The organism is Sphingomonas sp. UV9 (assembly GCF_004101245.1).
Lineage (GTDB): Bacteria > Pseudomonadota > Alphaproteobacteria > Sphingomonadales > Sphingomonadaceae > Sphingomonas.
Genome location: NZ_SCIN01000001.1, coordinates 417463 through 436592, shown reverse-complemented (window position 1 = coordinate 436592; position 19130 = coordinate 417463). Strand labels below are relative to the sequence as shown.

General features: G+C 64.7%; 18 protein-coding genes. 9 read left to right on the top strand and 9 right to left on the bottom strand.

The window, feature by feature from the left end:
* The first annotated feature begins 1 nt into the window (after position 1).
* Positions 2-1369, top strand: coding sequence for a methylenetetrahydrofolate--tRNA-(uracil(54)-C(5))-methyltransferase (FADH(2)-oxidizing) TrmFO (gene trmFO / locus EQZ23_RS01710; protein WP_128452747.1), 1368 nt, complete (start codon positions 2-4; stop codon positions 1367-1369).
* Here trmFO and EQZ23_RS01705 read toward each other — a convergent pair.
* Positions 1305-1775 carry an EF-hand domain-containing protein gene (locus EQZ23_RS01705; protein ID WP_128452746.1) on the bottom strand — a complete coding sequence of 157 codons (471 nt, stop codon included), beginning with the start codon at positions 1773-1775 and terminating at the stop codon, positions 1305-1307. The genes trmFO and EQZ23_RS01705 overlap by 65 nt on opposite strands.
* A 66-nt stretch (positions 1776-1841) precedes the next feature.
* On the bottom strand, positions 1842-2513 hold the full coding sequence (locus EQZ23_RS01700; RefSeq protein ID WP_128452745.1) for a squalene/phytoene synthase family protein: 672 nt from the start codon (positions 2511-2513) through the stop codon (positions 1842-1844).
* Between EQZ23_RS01700 and EQZ23_RS01695 the strand changes: the two genes are divergently transcribed.
* The 3 genes from EQZ23_RS01695 (at position 2512) to EQZ23_RS01685 (ending at position 5947) form a co-directional block, all read left to right on the top strand.
* Positions 2512-4659: a pilus assembly protein gene (locus EQZ23_RS01695; protein ID WP_128452744.1), complete on the top strand. Its 2148-nt coding sequence runs from the start codon at positions 2512-2514 to the stop codon at positions 4657-4659. The genes EQZ23_RS01700 and EQZ23_RS01695 overlap by 2 nt on opposite strands.
* Positions 4660-4718: 59 nt before the next feature.
* Entirely contained in the window at positions 4719-5270 is a 552-nt protein-coding gene (locus EQZ23_RS01690) for a TadE/TadG family type IV pilus assembly protein (protein WP_240663120.1), read from the top strand.
* Positions 5271-5332: 62 nt separating this feature from the next.
* Entirely contained in the window at positions 5333-5947 is a 615-nt protein-coding gene (locus EQZ23_RS01685) for a pilus assembly protein (RefSeq protein WP_240663118.1), read from the top strand.
* Here EQZ23_RS01685 and EQZ23_RS01680 read toward each other — a convergent pair.
* Together EQZ23_RS01680 and pdhA are read right to left on the bottom strand one after the other, a co-directional pair.
* The gene (locus EQZ23_RS01680; protein ID WP_128452742.1) at positions 5944-7380 is read right to left on the bottom strand and encodes a pyruvate dehydrogenase complex E1 component subunit beta; all 1437 of its coding nucleotides are present in this window, start codon (positions 7378-7380) and stop codon (positions 5944-5946) included. The genes EQZ23_RS01685 and EQZ23_RS01680 overlap by 4 nt on opposite strands.
* The gene (pdhA, locus tag EQZ23_RS01675) at positions 7380-8432 is read right to left on the bottom strand and encodes a pyruvate dehydrogenase (acetyl-transferring) E1 component subunit alpha (RefSeq protein ID WP_240663116.1); all 1053 of its coding nucleotides are present in this window, start codon (positions 8430-8432) and stop codon (positions 7380-7382) included. The genes EQZ23_RS01680 and pdhA overlap by 1 nt, the downstream gene beginning before the upstream one ends.
* A gap of 220 nt (positions 8433-8652) precedes the next feature.
* On the opposite strand from pdhA, the gene EQZ23_RS01670 reads away from it, so the two are divergent.
* Genes EQZ23_RS01670 through EQZ23_RS01660 form a run of 3 tightly spaced genes read left to right on the top strand, consistent with a single transcriptional unit; the run spans position 8653 to position 12223 of the window.
* Entirely contained in the window at positions 8653-10005 is a 1353-nt protein-coding gene (locus EQZ23_RS01670) for an MFS transporter (RefSeq protein WP_128452741.1), read from the top strand.
* Positions 10002-10922, top strand: coding sequence for a cysteine synthase A (gene cysK, locus EQZ23_RS01665; protein WP_128452740.1), 921 nt, complete (start codon positions 10002-10004; stop codon positions 10920-10922). The genes EQZ23_RS01670 and cysK overlap by 4 nt, the downstream gene beginning before the upstream one ends.
* Entirely contained in the window at positions 10919-12223 is a 1305-nt protein-coding gene (locus EQZ23_RS01660; protein WP_128452739.1) for a cell wall hydrolase, read from the top strand. The genes cysK and EQZ23_RS01660 overlap by 4 nt, the downstream gene beginning before the upstream one ends.
* A 148-nt stretch (positions 12224-12371) precedes the next feature.
* On the opposite strand, the gene EQZ23_RS01655 is transcribed toward EQZ23_RS01660, so the two are convergent.
* The 4 genes from EQZ23_RS01655 to hisI are packed head-to-tail and all read right to left on the bottom strand — an operon-like array spanning position 12372 to position 15486.
* Complete coding sequence (locus tag EQZ23_RS01655; RefSeq protein WP_128452738.1) at positions 12372-14174, bottom strand: acyl-CoA dehydrogenase C-terminal domain-containing protein; 1803 nt, start codon at positions 14172-14174, stop codon at positions 12372-12374.
* A gap of 3 nt (positions 14175-14177) precedes the next feature.
* Positions 14178-14609, bottom strand: coding sequence for a MerR family DNA-binding transcriptional regulator (locus tag EQZ23_RS01650; protein ID WP_128452737.1), 432 nt, complete (start codon positions 14607-14609; stop codon positions 14178-14180).
* A gap of 32 nt (positions 14610-14641) precedes the next feature.
* Positions 14642-15127 carry a hypothetical protein gene (locus EQZ23_RS01645; RefSeq protein WP_128452736.1) on the bottom strand — a complete coding sequence of 162 codons (486 nt, stop codon included), beginning with the start codon at positions 15125-15127 and terminating at the stop codon, positions 14642-14644.
* Positions 15124-15486, bottom strand: coding sequence for a phosphoribosyl-AMP cyclohydrolase (gene hisI, locus EQZ23_RS01640; RefSeq protein WP_128452735.1), 363 nt, complete (start codon positions 15484-15486; stop codon positions 15124-15126). Before hisI ends, EQZ23_RS01645 begins: the two co-directional genes overlap by 4 nt.
* Before the next feature lie 120 nt (positions 15487-15606).
* Here hisI and purF point away from each other — a divergent pair, with 120 nt between their 5' ends.
* Both purF and EQZ23_RS01630 read left to right on the top strand, forming a co-directional pair.
* Complete coding sequence (gene purF / locus EQZ23_RS01635; protein WP_128452734.1) at positions 15607-17064, top strand: amidophosphoribosyltransferase; 1458 nt, start codon at positions 15607-15609, stop codon at positions 17062-17064.
* A 16-nt stretch (positions 17065-17080) separates the two neighbouring features.
* Complete coding sequence (locus EQZ23_RS01630) at positions 17081-17791, top strand: SDR family NAD(P)-dependent oxidoreductase (protein ID WP_128452733.1); 711 nt, start codon at positions 17081-17083, stop codon at positions 17789-17791.
* 114 nt (positions 17792-17905) lie between these two features.
* Here EQZ23_RS01630 and EQZ23_RS01625 read toward each other — a convergent pair whose 3' ends face one another.
* Positions 17906-19114: a cyclopropane-fatty-acyl-phospholipid synthase family protein gene (locus EQZ23_RS01625; protein ID WP_240663114.1), complete on the bottom strand. Its 1209-nt coding sequence runs from the start codon at positions 19112-19114 to the stop codon at positions 17906-17908.
* Positions 19115-19130 lie beyond the last annotated feature (16 nt).

Here is a 19130-nt window from a genome sequence, read left to right as displayed (position 1 = left end):
AATGACCCATGATATCCATGTTATCGGCGGCGGCCTCGCCGGTTCCGAAGCCGCCTGGCAACTCGCCGAAGCTGGCCTGAAAGTCCGCCTCTCCGAAATGCGCGGCAGCGGCGAAGTCACGCCCGCGCACCAGACCGACGGCCTCGCCGAACTCGTCTGCTCGAACAGCTTCCGATCGGACGATGCCGAGAGCAACGCGGTCGGCCTGCTCCACCAGGAGCTGCGCACGCTCGGCTCGCTCATCATGCGCCAGGCGGACATCCACCGCGTGCCCGCCGGCTCGGCGCTCGCGGTCGACCGCGACAATTTCTCGAACAGCGTGACCGAGGCGATCGACCAGCACCCGAACATCACGCTGGTCCGCGAACGTGTCGACGCGCTGCCCGACGGTCCGACGATCATCGCCACCGGCCCGCTCACCGCCGCCTCGCTCGCCGCCGGGATCGGCGCGGAGACCGGTCGCGAGGCGCTGGCGTTCTTCGATGCGCTTGCGCCGATCGTCCACCGCGAGTCGATCGACATGGACACGGCCTGGTTCGCGTCGCGCTGGGACAAGGGTGAGGGCAAGGATTACATCAACTGCCCGATGGACAAGGACCAGTATCTCGCCTTCCACCAGGGTCTGGTCGACGGCGAGAAGACCCCGTTCAAGGACTGGGAGAAGGATACGCCCTATTTCGACGGCTGCATGCCGATCGAGGTGATGGCCGAACGCGGCGTCGACACGCTGCGCTACGGCCCCATGAAACCGGTCGGGCTCGACAACCCCAAGACCGGGCGCTGGCCGCACGCGGTCGTCCAGCTTCGGCAGGACAATGCGCAAGGCACGTTGTGGAACATCGTCGGCTTCCAGACCAAGCTCAAGCACGCCGATCAGGTGCGGCTGTTCCGGACCATCCCCGGCCTCGAGAATGCCGAGTTCGCGCGGTTGGGCGGGCTGCACCGCAACACGTTCATTCGCTCGCCAGAGCTGCTCGACGAGACGCTGCGACTGAAGTCCCGCCCGAACATTCGCTTCGCCGGGCAGATCACCGGCTGCGAGGGCTATATCGAGAGCTGTGGGATCGGCATGCTCGCCGGGTTGTTCGCCGCGGCCGAACTGACCGGCAAGACGTTGACCCCGCCACCCTATGCGACCGCGCTCGGCGCATTGCTCGGCCACATCACCGGCGGTGCGGAGGCCGAGACGTATCAGCCGATGAACGTCAATTTCGGGCTGTTCCCGCCGATCCCCGGCCGGACCAAGAAGACCGATCGCAAGAAGATGTACACCGATCGCGGTCGCGCAGCGCTGGCCGAGTGGCTCAACTTTCCTCGGCAGGAGGCTGTACCGGCGGACAATTCAGCCGAGCTGGCCCCTTCCGCTTGACCGCGGTCGTGGCGAATTCGGGCGCGGTCATCGCGCCGGATTTGTCACGGTCCGCGTCCGCGAACTTGGTCGACGCCTTCACCGCCCACTCGTCGAACGACAGCGTGCCGTCGCCGTCCACGTCGAGCCGCGCGTAAGCCTTGCGCCGCTGGACGAGATATTCCTCGCGCGTGATCTTGGCATCGCGATCCTTGTCGTAGCGATCGAAGCGCTTCTGCTCGCGAGTCCTGTCGGTCGCTTCGGGGGCGGCATCGGGTAGCGGTTCGCCGGCGACCGCCGCCACGCCGGTCTGCGCGACCGGTTGCGGCGGTAGTAGCGGTCCAGGCCGCGCGTCGCTGTTGAAGAACATGAACCCCGCGACGATCAACGCGACCACCGCCGTACCGCCCGCCAGATATCGCCACATCGCCGCCGCCCCCGTTGCTCTAGCCTGCACGCTAGGCCTCGGACGCGACGATCCCCATCCGATTGGTCAGTATCCGGTCAATCTGTGCCACGCCAACCGCGCGACCCGCTTCGGGCTACCCTCCGGCAGCGCTCTGGGCACGACATCGAACCGCGCTGACACTGCGAGCGCGCCAAGCGCCCGCGATCGGGACGGCCACCGCCCGGTCAAAGCCTGCTCAAGCGCGATGGCCGCCCGTTCCCGCGCCGCCGCACGGCTCACGGGGTCGCTCAGCCGCAACGACAGGTCGGCCAAAGCCCAGCCGCGCCCCGCCACTGCGATCCGCCTATCCTCGACGGCCAGAAGATGCGCCGCAGCAGCGAACAACCGTTCGCCGCGTTCGGCTGCAAACCTCTCGAGCGCTACCGCATCGAGCGGTGGATCCAGTAGGGCATCCCACCCGTCGATCATCGCGGCAAGCTCCGGCCCGGAAACACCGGCAGGAACCACCGTTGCATACAACGCCTGCAGGACCGGCTCCGCCGGCGGCGCGGCTTTGTCAAGCTTCAGCAAAGCTTCATACCACCAGGTCAACCGCATCTGCCCAACCATCGGCTCGCGTGTCGTCCGCACGATTTTGCCGAGCATCTGATCCAGCGCGAACAACGCGGCAAGTGCCGGCTTCGCCGACGCGGGGGCATAGGTCAGAGCCAAAGCCTGTTCGGCGTGGGCTGTTGAAGGAGACGGGATTTTAATCATGTGGGTTCACTGGATCTATCTCGTCACGCTGCGGAAGGCCACGGGATTGAACAGGATCGATGCGATGCGGGTGACAGCAGTTAGCGTGCGGGGAGCGCAGTCTGTCTTTCGACGGCTTGCGCGAGACGAACGCGGCAATGTGCTGATCATCTCAGCCGTCGCCATCATCCCCATGCTTGCCATGATCGGCGGTGCGATCGATGCGAGCCGCCTCTACATGGCGCGCACGCGGCTTCAGCAGGCGTGTGACGCGGGCGCTCTGGCGGGCCGGAAGGCGATGGCGGACCAGAACGTTCTGGCGGACTCGGAAAAGGTGATTGCGCGGAATTTCTTTGATTTCAACTTTCCCACCGGCACTTACCAGGCGAGCAACATCGTTAAGGATTATGTGCGCGGCACCAAGATTGGAACGGTTGTCGGGACCGCATCGATCGTAATGCCGACCACGATCATGCAGTTTTTCGGCTACGCAACCGTCCCGATGTCGGTGACGTGCGAATCCACGCTTTCCATTCCCAATACCGACGTGATGTTCGTTCTCGACGTAACGGGTTCGATGCTGGACACGCCCGCTGGCGATACGCAGAACAAGATATCCGGTCTGAAACAGGCGGTTGGCGATTTTTACGCAGCACTGGGTCCTGGCACCCCATCGGGCGCCGGTCGGGTGCGGTATGGATTCATGCCCTATTCGAGCAATGTCAACGTCGGGAAGTTGATCTACGCATTGAACCCGAACTTCATCGTAGGCGGATCCGGCTCGGAGCAATGGACGTATAGATCGCGCGCCGCCCGGCTTTCTCCGAACTATTATATATCAGACTATGGCATGGAGAGCGGTCAGACCCCGACAGGGTCCAACGAAACCGCAATCACATTCAACAATAATTGGAATAATTTAAATCAAGATTACGATGGCTATCCGAACAGTTATGGATTGACTCTTAATTGCACCGGCCGTCCTGCTCCTGGCGTAAGTTCCTCCGCCGGTCCGCGGGCTACCGGTGTCCAAGACGAAGCCGTGCAGTATCCTGACACGACACAGACACGTGTGTATACCACAACGCAAACGAATACCGTACGCCGCTATCGCTATGCTTATTCGAACTTGGCGTGCAGACTTCAATACGATGTTGGAACCTCAACAAAGACCAGTACGAGTACGAGTACGCGTCCGGTGACGTGGAAACAAAAGTTCGTTGCGTGGGAATACAAGCCCGTATCGTTCGATGTTTCCCAGGTCGTCCAGAATGGTATCGCCGCAAATCCGGCGTATTTCACCGGCTATGCGCCAGATACGAATCCGAACATCAACTTTGGTCCCGATGGTAACGGCAACAATTACACGACTCCGACGCCGGACACTATCACGTGGGGCGGGTGCATCGAGGAAGCCCGAACGACCAACACGATCACGGCGACATCCTCGCTCGACGTGCCATCGGGCGCCGACGATCTGAAGATCGATCTCGTGCCGTACGATACGCAGACCCGGTGGAAGCCGTACCTGCCCGCGGTTCAGTATGATTCGAGCGGGAACTGGCTTGGTCGAAATGCGGGCTGGATCGCGTCGGGCTTCGCCGCGTGTCCACGCGAAGCATCGCCGCTCACGCAATATCAATCGGACTTCAACGCGACGACGAAAACCTCGGCCAGCTTCATGACGTACGTCAACTCGCTGACCGCCGTTGGCGGCACCTATCACGATATCGGACTGATCTGGGGAGCGCGCTTTCTTTCGCCCGACGGGATCTATTCGGCGACCAACAGCGACACGGTCGCGCCGGGCGGGTTCCAGGTCTCGCGCCATATCGTCTTCATGACCGACGGTACGCTCGACACCCGCCCGAACGCCAACGATCCGTGGGGGATCAACAATCTCGAAGGAAGGATCGCCCCTGCGAGCACGAGCGAAGCGGGGCTCGAAGCGATCCACAAACGCCGCACGAGCATCATCTGTAACGCCATGAAGGGCAAGGGCTTCACGATCTGGGTTGTCGGGTTCGGCCTTTCCGCGATGCCCCAGGAGCTTCAGGACTGTGCAACCGACAGGGCCCATTGGACGCTCGCAACGGACTCGGCGAATCTCCGGATCGAGTTTCAGAAAATCGCGCAGACTATCGGCGGCCTGAGGCTCTCGTCGTGATCGCAACCCGGTCGAGGAGAACTGTCCGCAGCGTAGTCGGTGCCAGCGACGGTGCTACCGTGGTCGAGTTTGCAATCATCATGATACCGTTTCTCACTCTGATCATGGGATCGCTCGACCTTGGCTATCAAGCGTACCTGCGCGCATTGACGACGGGCGCGGTCGAGCGCGCCGCCCGCCGCGCGACCGTGGGCGGCATGACCAGTGCGCAGATAACGGACGCCATCACACAGGAAGTACGTACGATCCTGCCATCACCGGAGCGGACCGACTCCGATGCCGTCAAAGTGTTCAAGACCAACTACTATAATTTCTCCAGCGTCGGCGGCGGTGAACGGATCACCGGGGATACTGCACCGGTCGGGACCTACAACTCCACGGACTGTTACGAGGACCGCAACAACAACGGGCGTTACGACGCGACCGCCGGCGGTGCGGACGGCTTGGGAGCGGCGGACGACATCGTCTATTACAATGTAACCGTGACGATCACCCGGCTTTTTCCGGTCGCCGCGCTTTTCGGTGCGTCTCCAACGATGACCATCGGCGCCAAGACGCTGATACGCAACCAGCCCTATGGTCAACAAACGGTGATTATCCGATGCTCATGACGTCGCTTCCGGGCTACCGTGTATCGGGTGGATTCGGCCGCTTCTGCCGAGATCGCTCCGGCGTGGCACTGATCGAATTCTGCCTCGCATTGCCGGTTCTGCTGACAATCACGCTGACCGGGGTCGAAACCGCCAATCTTGCGATTACCGTGCTCCGGGTGAACCAACTGGCGATGATGGCCTCGGACAATGCCGGTCGCGTCCGCAGTTCGATCGACGAGCAGGACGTCAACGAAATCATGGCCGGTATTCGTTTTGCGGGTAGCGGTATCGAGTTTGGCGCGAATGGCCGCGTGATTATCTCGAGTCTGGAAGGCAATGGCCAGACCGGCACCAAAGCGGGTAACAAAATCACCTGGCAACGGTGCTTCGGGGCCAAGAACGTCACGTCGAGCTACGGCCTGGCGGGTGCTGGCGCCAACGATGCTTCACTGTTTTTCGGCATGGGACCTGCCGGCCAAAAAATTACACCCGTCCCCAATAGTGCCCTGATCTTCGCAGAGGTCAGGTACACCTATCATCCTATTGTCGTGTCAGCTTTCATGGCCGATCGGGAATTATCGGCCATCCAGGCCTTTACCGTTCGGGACCGCGCGCAACAGACACTGACGAACACCAAAAGCCTTCCGGCCAGTGCTCAGCGTCTGTGCGACACGGCCCACCTGTCAGCGACCTAGCGGTAGGTAACCTTCTTCGCCGCCGCGACGACCTTGTCGACGTTGACGAGCATCAGCTTTTCGAGATTGGCCGCATAGGGCATCGGCACGTCCTCGTTGGCGACGCGCAGCACGGGGGCGTCGAGATCGTCGAAGCCGTGCTCCATCACCACCGACACGATCTCAGAGGCGATCGAGCAGGTCGCCCAATTCTCTTCGACGATGATCATGCGGTTGGTCTTGGCAAGGCTCTTCAGCACCGTCTCGGTGTCGAGCGGGCGCAGCGTGCGAAGATCGATGACTTCCGCATCGATACCCTCGCCTGCCAGCTTCTCGGCAGCTTCCAAGGAAATGCCGACGCCGATCGAGTAGCTGACGATCGTCAGGTCCTTGCCCTCGCGGACGATCCGCGCCTTGCCGATCGGCAGGACGTGGTTGTCGAGCTTTGGCACGTCGAAGCTGCGACCGTACATCAGCTCGTTCTCGAGGAACACGACCGGATCCTCGGTGCGGATCGCAGCCTTCAGCAGGCCCTTCGCATCCGCCGCATCATAGGGCGCGATCACGATCAGGCCGGGGACGCTCGCATACCATGCCGCGAAGTTGTGCGAATGCTGCGCACCGACGCGCGACGCGGCGCCGTTGGGACCGCGGAACACGATCGGGCAGCGCATCTGGCCACCCGACATGTAGTTGGTCTTGGCGGCCGAATTGATGATGTGGTCGATCGCCTGCAACGCGAAGTTGAAGGTCATGAACTCGACGATCGGGCGGAGGCCGCCCATCGCCGCGCCCGCACCGATGCCGGCAAAGCCGTATTCGGTGATCGGCGTGTCGATCACGCGACGCTCGCCGAACTCGTCGAGCAGCCCTTGCGTGACCTTGTACGCGCCCTGATACTGCGCGACTTCCTCGCCCATCACGAAGACGCGGTCGTCCTCGCGCATTTCCTCGGCCATCGCATCACGCAGCGCCTCGCGGACGGTCGTCTTGACCATCTCGGTGCCCTCGGGGATCGCGGGGTCGGAGATGCCGACCTTCTCGGCCGATGCGACGAGCGCCTGCGTGCCGCTCTCGGCCTTCGCTGGCGAGGACCCTTCGGGAACTGGCGGTGCCTTGTCGTCCGACGGCGTCTCCTTCGGCGCGGCGTTGGCCGCGTCGCCCGAGCGTGCTTCGGCCGGCTTCGCAGCCTTGGCGTCGCTGGCGCTCTCGCCCTCTTCGAGAATCGTCGCGATGACGGTGCCGACCTTCACATTGTCGGTGCCCTCCGCGACGGCGATCGACCCGATCGTGCCTTCGTCGATCGCTTCGAATTCCATCGTCGCCTTGTCGGTCTCGATCTCGGCGAGGATATCGCCGGACTTGACGCTATCGCCTTCCTTGACGAGCCACTTGGTCAGCGTGCCCTCTTCCATCGTCGGGGAGAGCGCGGGCATCTTGATCTCGATCGCCATCAGTACTTCTCCACCAGAACATCGGTGTAGAGCTCGGCGGGATCCGGCTCGGGCGTCTGTTCGGCGAAATCGGCGGCTTCGTTCACGATTTTCCTGATTTCCTGTTCAAGGGGCTTGAGATCCGCCTCGGTCACGCCCTGCGCGTCGAGCAGCTTCTTCATGTGATCGATCGGATCGGACTTGTCGCGCACCGCCTGGACCTCGTCGCGCGTCCGGTACTTGGCCGGATCGGACATCGAGTGGCCACGATAGCGATAGGTCTTCATCTCGAGGATGACCGGACCCTTGCCCGCGCGGACCCAGGCGAGCGCCTCCTCGGCAGCACCGCGGCAGGCCAGCACGTCCATGCCGTCGACCTGGATGCCGGGGATGCGGAAGCTCTCGCCGCGGCGGTACAGCTGGTCCTCGGCCGAGGCGCGATTGACGCTGGTGCCCATCGCATATTGGTTGTTCTCGATCACGAAGATGATCGGGAGCTTCCACAGCTCGGCCATGTTGAAGCTCTCGTACACCTGGCCCTGGTTCGCGGCGCCATCGCCGAAATAGGCCATGCAGATGCCGCCGTCGTTCGAATATTTATGCTTGAACGCGAGGCCGGTGCCGAGCGACACCTGCGCACCGACGATGCCGTGGCCGCCGTAGAATTTATGCTCGGTCGAGAACATGTGCATCGACCCGCCCTTGCCCTTCGAGATACCCGAATTGCGTCCGGTCAGCTCGGCCATGATCGCCTTCGGGTCGATCCCGTAGGCGAGCATGTGGCCGTGATCGCGGTAGCCGGTGATGACCGAATCGGTCTCGCCGTTAAGCGCGGACTGAAGGCCGACCGCGACCGCTTCCTGGCCGATGTACAGATGGCAGAAGCCACCAATCAGACCCAAGCCATAGAGCTGGCCGGCTTTTTCCTCGAAACGGCGGATCAGCAGCATCTGCCGATACATTTCGAGCAGTTCGTCCTTCGACGCCTCGTACGGTTTCGGTTCGGCCGGCCGTTCACGGTTGGTGATCGGCGGTTCGGCGATGGCGCGTACTGGTGGGGGGGTCTTGGCCACGATGTGGGAAACCTCGTTTTCCGTAGGGGAGTTGAGGGAGCCTATAGGCGCGGACGGGGCGGAACATCAATTCCCGTCTGGGGTATGGCCGATCTCCGCCCCGTCATTCTGACGAAAGCCAGGATGACGAGGTGGAGGGGGCAGCCGTTTCCTTGCTATCCCCACCCCAAGCAAAGCTCCGGTTGCCCTGTCCTCTCGCCACGGCCTAAAGCCGCGCGCAATGGCTTCCCAGACCGCTCCGCAACCGCATCCTCTTCGGATCGCCAATTTCCGCGCCTATTGGCTGTCGCGCTTCACGGGTACGATCGCGGTCAGTGCGATGTCGATCGTGATCGGGTGGCAGGTCTACAACCTTGCGCGCGAGACGATGGATATCCGCGAGGCGGCGTTCATGCTTGGCATGATCGGGTTCGCGCAGTTCGTGCCGCTGTTCCTGCTGACCCCGATCACCGGCCTCGTCGCGGACAGCTTCGATCGCCGCTGGATCGTCCGGGGAACGACGACGCTGCTCGTTCTCACGGCCGCCACGCTCTGGTTGCTGACATGGTCGGGCCACCTCACGCTCGGGGTGCTGTTCGTCGCAGCAGTCGCGTTCGGCATCGCGCGTGCGTTTTCGGGGCCGGCCTATTCCGCGCTCGCCCCCAATCTGGTCCCCCGCGCGGTCCTGCCGACGGCGATCGCGGTGAGTTCGATCGCGTGGCAGGTCGGTACGATTGCCGGCCCCAGCGTCGGCGGGCTGCTCTACGCGATCCACCCCGAGGTCGCCTACGGCGTCGCGACGCTGCTGTTCGTCGTCGCGCTGTTCTTCATGTTCCTGATCGGCCCGGTGGCGCAGCCCGCGACGCAGACCGATCACCGCCCGCTCGCCCGGATCATCGAGGGCTTCACCTATGTCCGCCGTAACCGGCTGGTGCTGGCGACGATCACGCTCGACCTGTTCGCGGTGTTGCTGGCGGGCGCGACCTCGCTGCTGCCGGTGTATTCGCGCGATATCCTGCATGTCGGATCGCAGGGGCTCGGGATTCTCGCGGCGGGCATGGGGATCGGTGCGGCGGTGACCGCGATCTGGTTCTCGGTCCGGCCGATGAGCACCAATGTCGGGATCAAGATGCTGATCGCGGTCGTCGTGTTCGGCCTTGCGATCCTCACCTTCGGCGTCGCCACCCCGATCGTCGATCTGCTTGGGCTGAAGCCCGGCAGCATCGCCGGTTTCCCGGTCCAGCCTGCCTTCATCCTCAGCCTGGTCGCGCTGATCGTCGCGGGGGGCGCGGACATGATCTCGGTCTATGTGCGCCAGTCGCTGATCCAGTTGCACACCCCCGACGCGATGCGCGGCCGGGTCAGCGCGGTGTCGCAGCTTACCATTTCGGCCTCCAACGAGCTGGGCGAATTCGAGAGCGGCGTGATGGCGTCGGTCCTCGGCCCGGTCGGCGCTGTGGTGTTCGGCGGCGTCGGTGCTATCGTGGTGACGATCGGCTGGGCGCGACTGTTTCCGGAACTTGGGCGCGCCAAGACCTTTGATCCCCCCGAGATACTTGAGACCGAACCTCAGCACGGAGAAGCCAAGCCATGAAGGCCAACTCGATCCTCGACACGATCGGCAACACGCCGCACGTCCGCCTGTCGAAGCTCTTCCCCGACTCCGAAGTCTGGGTGAAATCCGAGCGGTCGAACCCCGGTGGGTCGATCAAGGACCGCATCGCGCTCGCGATGGTCGAGCAGGCGGAGAAGGACGGCCATCTCCAGCCCGGTGGCACGATCATCGAGCCGACCAGTGGCAACACCGGCATCGGCCTCGCGCTCGTCGCCGCGGTTAAAGGATACAAGATCGTGCTCGTCATGCCGGAGAGCATGTCGATCGAACGCCGCCGCCTGATGCTCGCATACGGTGCGACCTTCGACCTGACGCCGCGCGAGAAGGGCATGAAGGGCGCGATCGAGCGCGCGAAGGAACTGGTCGAGCAGACGCCCGGCTCGTGGATGCCGCAGCAGTTCGAAAACCCTGCGAACATCGCCGTGCATGTCGCGACGACCGCACAGGAAATCCTCGCCGACTTCCGCGATACGCCGATCGACGTCATCATCACGGGTGTCGGCACCGGCGGTCATATCACCGGCGTCGCCGAGGCGCTGAAGAAGGAATGGCCGTCGCTCAAGGTCTATGCGGTCGAGCCTGCCGCATCGCCGGTAATCGCCGGGGGTCAGCCTGGGCCTCACCCGATCCAGGGGATCGGCGCCGGCTTCATCCCGGTAAACCTCCATACCCAGGCGCTCGACGGCGTGATCGAGGTCGACGCCGGAATGGCGAAGGACATGGCGCGACGCTCGGCGACCGAAGAGGGCATGCTGGTCGGCATCAGCTCGGGCGCGACGCTCGCGGCGATCCTCCAGAAGCTGCCCGACCTGCCTGACACCGTGCGCGTTCTCGGGTTCAACTACGACACCGGCGAGCGCTATCTGTCGGTCCCGGACTTCCTGCCCGAACAGTGAAGACCGATCTCTCCGCGCGCGGTACCAAGGTGCTGCGCGCCACTCTCGTCGGCATCTCCGCGCTGGCGGTCGTCGGGCCTGCGCTGGTCGTCGCCAACGCGCCTACGATCGTCCATGTTTCGAAGCGGGTGAAACTCCCGCCGGGCCGGGTCGTGCCGCAAGCCGAAGTCCCCGAGGTCGAACCCGTCAAGTTCGTCGACCTCAGCCCGGAAGACGCGCGCGCGTTCAACGCGACGATACCCTTCTCGACCGATCCCAACCCGGCCGCGCGCCCGTTCCGCTTTGCCGGCGGCCCGGAGGACCTCGCGCGCGCCACCGACTGCATGGCGGCGGGCATCCTCTACGAAGCCGGCGACGACACGCTCGGCGAACGTGCGGTCGCGCAGGTAGTACTCAATCGCCTCCGCCATCCGGCCTTCCCCAAGACGGTGTGCGGCGTGGTATTCGAAGGGCAGGATCGTTCGACGGGCTGCCAGTTCAGCTTCAGCTGCGATGGTGCGATCGCGCGATGGCATCCGACCGACGATGCATGGCGACGCGCCCGCGAAGTCGCCACCGCCGCACTCGGCGGCGCGGTCTTCAAGCCGGTTGGCTATGCCACGCATTACCATACCGACTGGGTCGTGCCCTATTGGCAGTCGAGCCTAGACAAGATCGCTGCGGTCGAAACGCATTTGTTCTTCCGCTGGTCCGGCTGGTGGGGCACGCCTCCGGCGTTCGGTCGTCACCCCGAGACCGTCGAGCCCGTCATCGCGCAGCTTGCCGAGCTGTCCGACGCGCACAAGACCGGCGCCGTGCTCGCCGAGGCCAACGCGGCACTGGCGGAGGCATCGATCGCCATGGGGTTCAGTGCGGCGGCCGACACGGCGTCTACGGCGGTGACGCCTCTGGATAACGACACGATTTTCGTGACCTTGCCGCGCAACCAGAATGCCGACGGTTTGACTGCGCTTGCTGCACAGGCGTGCGGCGACAGGCCTTTCTGTCGCTACATGGCGTGGACCGACGGCACGAAGACGGCGACCGCGATCCCGCTTGAGCCTGCGCAGACAGCCGCGCTGAGTTTCAGCTATCTGCGCGATCGAGCGAGCAATTATGAGCGATCGCTGTGGAACTGCCGGCAGTTCAAGCGGACGGATCCGACCCAGTGCATGGTGGCGCGGGCGGCGATGACCGCCGTGCCGCCACCCCCCGCTGTTGCGCCGAACGCGCCTGAACTGAACGGTGTTCGACGAAAACCGAACGCCGTCCCGCCACCGACGACCGTAACGCCTACGTCGCCCGCGCCGATCACGAAATAGCACAGCCCTGCTCCCCTCCCTGAAAGGGAGGGGTTGGGGGGTGGGTAGCCCCGCTTGGGTCTCAACGGCTCGGATGTGCGGAAGCCGACCCACCCCCTGCCCCTCCCTTTGAGGGAGGGGGAAGAAGGGATGGCCCGCCTCCGTCTGATCAGGCGGCCATGAACATTTCGGGCGGGAGCGCCATCAGCGACTCCGCGCCACCCTCGATCTTGCGACGCAGCGCGCCTGCGTCCGGCAGGACTCGCTCGGCGTAGAAGCGCGCGGTGACCAACTTGGCGTCGAGGAACGCGGCTTCGCCCTCGCCGGCCGCCTTCAGCTTTGCCGCAGCAACTGCCATCCGCAGCCACATCGTGCCGACCGCGACGATGCCCATCAGGTGCATGTAGCTGACCGCGCCGGCGCCGACATTCTCGGGGTTCTTCATGCCGTTCGCCATGAACCACATCGTCGCCGCCTGAAGCTGGCCGTTCGCCTTCTCCAGCGCCTCTGCGAACGAAGCGGTGACCGGGTCGCCCTTCGCGGCCGCGACGTCGTCCGCCACCAGCTTGAAGAACGCCTGGATCCCGCGGCCACCGTTCTGCGCGAGCTTGCGGCCGACCAGATCCATTGCCTGCACCCCGTTGGTGCCCTCGTAGATCATCGCGATCCGCGCATCGCGGACGTACTGCTCCATGCCCCATTCGGCGATGTAGCCGTGGCCGCCGTAAACCTGCTGCGCGTTGGTCGCGATCGCATAGCCCATGTCGGTACCATAGCCCTTGATGACCGGGGTCAGCAGGCTGATCAGGTCGCCGGCGAGCTGGCGCTCTTCCTCGGTCGCGGCGTTATGCTCGAGATCGGCCTGGAGCGCGGTCCACAGGATCAGCGCGCGCAGACCTTCGGTCAGCGACTTGCCCTCCATGAGCATGCGGCGGATGTCGGGATGGACGAACAGCGTGTCGGCCTTCTCCTGCGGCTCCTTCGGCCCGGTCAGCGCGCGGCCCTGGCGACGGTCTACCGCGTACTGCACCGCGTTCTGGTAGGCGACCTCGGCGACGCCCAACCCCTGAAGGCCGACGCCGAGCCGTGCAGCGTTCATCATGATGAACATCGCAGCCAAGCCCTTCATCTCCTCGCCGACGAGCCAGCCGGTCGCCGAGTCGTAATTCATCACGCAGGTGGAATTCGCGTGGATGCCCATCTTGTGCTCGATCGAGCCGCACGTGACGCCGTTGCGTGCGCCGAGCGAGCCGTCGTCGTTGACCATCATCTTCGGCACGACGAACAGCGAGATGCCCTTCGAGCTGTCGGGCGCGCCTGGGGTCTTGGCCAGCACGAGGTGGATGATGTTCTCGGTCAGGTCATGTTCGCCGCTCGAGATGAAGATCTTCGTCCCGGTGATCGCGTAGGAGCCATCCGCCTGCGGCTCGGCCTTGGTGCGGATGAGGCCCAGATCGGTGCCGCACTGCGGCTCGGTCAGGTTCATCGTGCCGCCCCATTCGCCCGACACCATCTTGGGCACGTACATCGCCTTCTGCGCGTCCGAGCCCTTGGCGATCAGCGCGGCGATCGCGCCGTGGGTGAGGCCGGGATACATCGCGAACGCCATGTTCGACGAGATCATGTATTCCTGGAACGCGGTCGACACGACGTGCGGCATGCCCTGCCCGCCATATTCGGGCTGGTTGCCGAGCGTCGCCCAGCCGCTCTCGACATACTGCTTATACGCTTCCTTGAAGCCGTCCGGCGTCGTCACCGAGCCGTCGGCGTGGCGCGTGCACCCCTGCTGGTCGCCCGACAGGTTGAGCGGGAACAGCACTTCCGCGACGAACTTGCCGCCCTCCTCGAGGACAGCCTCGACCACGTCGGGCGAGGCGGCATCGAAGCCGGGGAGATTGGAATAGCGATCGAGGCCGACGACATGGTCGAGGACGAAGCGCGTGTCGCGAACGGGGGGCGTGTACTGGGGCATGGATTATCCTTTGTCCTGGGCGCGGCTGGCCTCGAGGATGGTCAAGAAATTGGTGAGTTCGTCGATCGCGGCGTCGATGTCGCGTTTCTGCTCCAGCAGCAGCGCAATCCGCGCCTCACTGCGTTCGATGACGACCTGGCGTTGGACGCGGCGACCATCGCCGACGTCGTACAGGTCGATCATCTCGCGGATCTCGCCGAGGCTGAACCCGACGCGCTTGCCGCGCAGGATCCAGGCGAGCCGCGCGCGGTCGCGGTGCGAATAGATGCGCTGCGTCCCGCGACGCTCGGGCGCGATCAGCCCCTCGTCCTCGTAGAAGCGGAGCGCGCGCGCGGTGACGTCGAACTCGGCCGACAGATCGGAGATCGTGAAGCTCTCGCGATCATGCCGTGGCTCGATCACCGCATAGGATTCAGGGGATGCTAGGGTCGCCATGCGTGACGAACTAGCTCTCGTTTACGTCAACGTCAATTGCCGCAGAGCAACTTCCCGGTCGATGATCGCAACGTAGCGGCTTCGGATCGTGATTCGCTCAGACGGTCGACGGTCAGCGCCGCGAGCGAGGCGCGGCCGGTGCAGAGCGATTCGCACGGCGCCGGAATGTCGACGGGAAACACGATACGGTCGCCCTCGAACCGGGCCACGAACTTGCAGGCGCCGAATGCCAGCTTCAGCGCGTTGCCGGATCGCTCGACCGTGCCGGATGCGGCGCATCCCTGGTCCTCGCCATAGTCGAGGCTGACGCCGATCCGGCTGATTCGGTCGGTGCCGACCACGCAGACGCGGTCGGTGTCGCGCGCCCAGGAGCCTTGTAGCGGCGCGTCTGGATCGGCGATGATGCCGGCAGTCGCGGCGGCTGCTTCGAGCCGAGCACCCGGGCTGTCTGCGATCACGGTCGATGGCCCCTGCCCGCACCCACCCAGCACCAGCGCGAGCAGCAGCACGCGCTTCATTCGGCGGTCACCAGCCCGTCGCCTTCGATCCGCCGGAAGAAACAGGTGCGTTCCCCGGTATGGCAGGCCGGCCCCGCCGCGTCGGCGATTACCCACACTGCGTCCTGGTCGCAGTCGATCCGGAGTTCGGCGACGCGGAGCACGTTCCCCGATGTCTCGCCCTTCTTCCAGAGCTTTGCGCGGCTTCGCGACCAGAAATGCGCCTCGCCGCTCGTCCTTGTCAGCTCGAGCGCCTCGCTATTCATGTGCGCGACCATCAGCACGTCGCCCGACACGCGATCGGTAACGACTGCGGTCAGGAGCCCGGCGGAATCGAATTTCGGATCGAGCGTCAGGCCCGTGTCGCGGCTGTGTGTCATGCTCTAGATATACCCGAAACCCGCCCCGATGCGACCAGCAGCACGCAATGTTATTACAAACAGGCGACAACGCCGCCAACCGCTCGTATAGGGCAGCTTCCGCACGACGTGAGATCCGGCATGCTGACGACAAACCCCTATGACGACGACAAACTTCGCGAAGAGTGCGGGGTGTTTGGCGTCTCGGCCACCGATGGCGCGGCCGCGCTTGTGGCCTTGGGCCTCCACGCATTGCAGCATCGCGGGCAGGAAGCTGCCGGCATAACCACCTTCGACGGTGCCAATTTCCACACGCACCGCGCGATGGGTCATGTCGCAGGCAACTTCGATCGCGACGACGTGATCCGCGCCCTCCCCGGCACCGTCGCCTGCGGCCATGTCCGCTATTCGACGACCGGCGAGACGGCGTTGCGCAACGTCCAGCCGCTGTACGCCGAACTGTCGACCGGTGGCTTCGCGATTGCGCATAACGGCAATATTTCCAACGCGATGCGACTGCGGCGCGAGCTCGTCCGGCGTGGCTCGATCTTCCAGTCGACCAGCGATACCGAGACGATCATCCATCTCGTCGCGACGTCGAACTATCGCACGCTGCTCGACCGGTTCATCGATGCGCTGAAGCAGATCGAGGGCGCCTATTCGCTGATCGTGATGACACCCGAGGGCATGATCGCGTGTCGTGATCCGCTGGGTATCCGCCCGCTCGTGATGGGCAAGCTCGGCGACGCGGTGATCTTCGCGTCGGAGACGGTCGCGCTCGACGTCGTCGGCGCCACCTTCGTCCGTGCGATCGAGCCGGGTGAGCTGGTCATCGTGCAAGGGTCCGAGATCCGCTCGATCCGGCCGTTCGCGCCGATGGCGGCGCGGCCGTGCATCTTCGAATGGGTGTATTTCTCGCGTCCTGATTCGATCGTCGACGATCACTCGATCTATTCGGTGCGCAAGGCGATCGGCGCGCAGCTCGCGATCGAATCGCCGGTCGATGCCGATCTGGTCATCCCGGTCCCCGATTCGGGGACGCCGGCGGCGATCGGCTATGCGCAACAGTCGGGCATTCCGTTCGAGCTCGGCATCATCCGCTCGCATTATGTCGGCCGGACGTTCATCTCGCCGGGCGACAAGGTCCGCCATCTCGGCGTCAAGCTGAAGCACAACGCCAACCGCGCGCTGATCAAGGGCAAGCGGGTCATCCTCGTCGACGATTCGATCGTCCGCGGCACCACCTCGCTCAAGATCGTCCAGATGATGCGCGAGGCAGGCGCCGCCGAGGTGCATATGCGGATCGCCAGCCCGCCGACGCGGCACTCGTGCTTCTACGGCGTCGATACGCCCGAGCGGACCAAGCTGCTCGCGGCCAAGCTCGATCTCGGCGGAATGACCGGCTTCATCCATGCCGACAGCCTTAATTTCATCTCGATCGACGGGCTCTACAAGGCGCTCGGCGAGGCGAAGCGCGCGGACGTGCGCCCGAAATATTGCGACGCGTGCTTCACCGGCGACTACCCGACCACGCTGACCGACCACGACGAAGGCTCGGAGGTCGACCAGTTCGCGATGCTCGCCGAGCGCGTCATCTGATCATCCCGGAGCGTATATGACCGACAAGCCTCTCGACGGCCAGCTCGCGTTGGTCACCGGTGCCAGCCGTGGGATCGGCGCCGCGACCGCAATCGCGCTGGCGGCAAAGGGCGCGCATGTCGTGCTGACCGCGCGCACCGCCGGTGGTCTCGAAGAGGTCGAGGCGGCGATCCATGCGGCGGGCGGTTCGGCGACGATTGCGCCGCTCGATCTAGCGGAGAGCGAGGCGATCGCGCGGCTGGCGACGGCGATCGGCGACCGCTGGGATGCGCTCGATATCCTGGTGCTGAATGCGGGGATGCTCGGCTCGCTGTCGTCGGTGCCATCGATCGATCCGAAGGAAATGGCGCAGGTCCTGACGCTTAATGTCAGCGCGCAGGCCGCGCTGATCGCGGCGTTCGATCCCATGCTGAAGAAGGCGAAGTCGGCGCGGGTGATCGGCGTGACCTCCAGCGTCGGCCGTAAGCCGCGGGCATATTGGGGTCTCTACGGCGCGTCGAAGGCGGCGTTCGAGACGCTGATCGGTGCTTATGGCGACGAGATGGCCGAGATCAGCGCGATCCGGACGGCGATCGTCGATCCGGGGGCGACCCGGACCAAGATGCGGGCGCGAGCCTATCCCGGCGAGGATCCGAACTCGGTGAAGGAGCCGCAGGTCGTAGCTGACCGCATCGTCGCGCTGGCGATCGATGGTTTCGACGCCGGCCATTTCGAGCGGGTGAACTAATCACTCCCGTCATGCCCGACTCGTTCCGGCATCCACCGTTCCGCGCACTCGACGGCGTATAATTTGCGGGACCGTGGACCCCGGAACACGTCCGGGGTGACGAATCGCAGGGTGTTACGCCTTCACCAGCGTGACCTGCGCGACGTCGATTCCGCCGCCGCGGAACCCGCCCTCGCAGTACATCAGGTAATAGCGCCACAACGCCACGAACCGCGCGTCGAACCGCGCCGGCAACCGCCCCTCGGCGACCGCGGCGTCGAACGCGATCCGCCAGCGCCGCAGCGTCTCGGCATAGTGAAGCCCGAACCCGCGCCGGTTTTCCCATGCGAGCCCACGCGCCTCCGCGAGCGCCCGAAACCGCGGCTCCGACAGCAGCATTCCGCCCGGAAACACGTAACGCTGGATGAAGTCGACGCTCCGCGAATAGGCATCGAAAATCGCATCGTCGATCGAGATATACTGAAGCGCAGCGCGCCCGCCGGGCTTCAGCGCCCGCACGACGGCATCAAGGTACGCTGGCCAATATTCCTCGCCGACCGCCTCGACCATCTCGATGCTCGCGACGGCGTCGTACGTGCCCGTCACCTCGCGGTAATCGGTCAGCGCCACCTGCACGCCGTCGAGCCCCGCCGCGGCGATCCGGTCGTCGACCTGCCGCTTCTGCTCGACGGAGAGGGTCAACGCATGCACGCCGGTCCCTGCCCGCGCCGCCATCTCGGCGAACGAGCCCCAGCCGCAGCCGATCTCAAGGATCGTATCCCCCGCCCGCGTGCCCGTTCGGTCGAGGATCGCGCGCAGCTTGGTCGCCTGCGCCGCTTCGTGCGGTTCGGCATCGTCGATCGGCTCGGCGAAGATCGCGCTCGAATAGGTCAGGCTAGGATCAAGCCAGGTCTCGTAGAAATCATTGCCGAGGTCATAATGCGCCGCGATGTTCTTCCGCGAGCCGGTCGGATCGTTGCGCCGCATCCGGTGCCACGCGCGCGCCGCCAGCCGCGCGACGCCCCCCGACCGTGCCGAACTCCCGAGCGAGCGTCGGTTGCGCATGAACAGGTCGAACAGCGGGACCGGATCCGGGCTCGACCAGTCGCCCGCCGCCCAGCCCTCATACCAGCCGACCGACCCCGCCGTCGCCAGCCGTACCAGCGCGCGCCAGCGATGCAGGGTCACCACCGGCAAAGGCCCCGGCGCCCGGCCCCCGATCATCCGCCGCGTGCCGTCGGGCAAGCGCGCGTCGATCCCTCCGCTCTCCAGCCCCGCATCGATCCGATCGAGCAACCGGTGGAAGATCGGCGCGACTATGCGCGCAAGCGTCGTCGCGCGCATGGCCACGACGTCATCG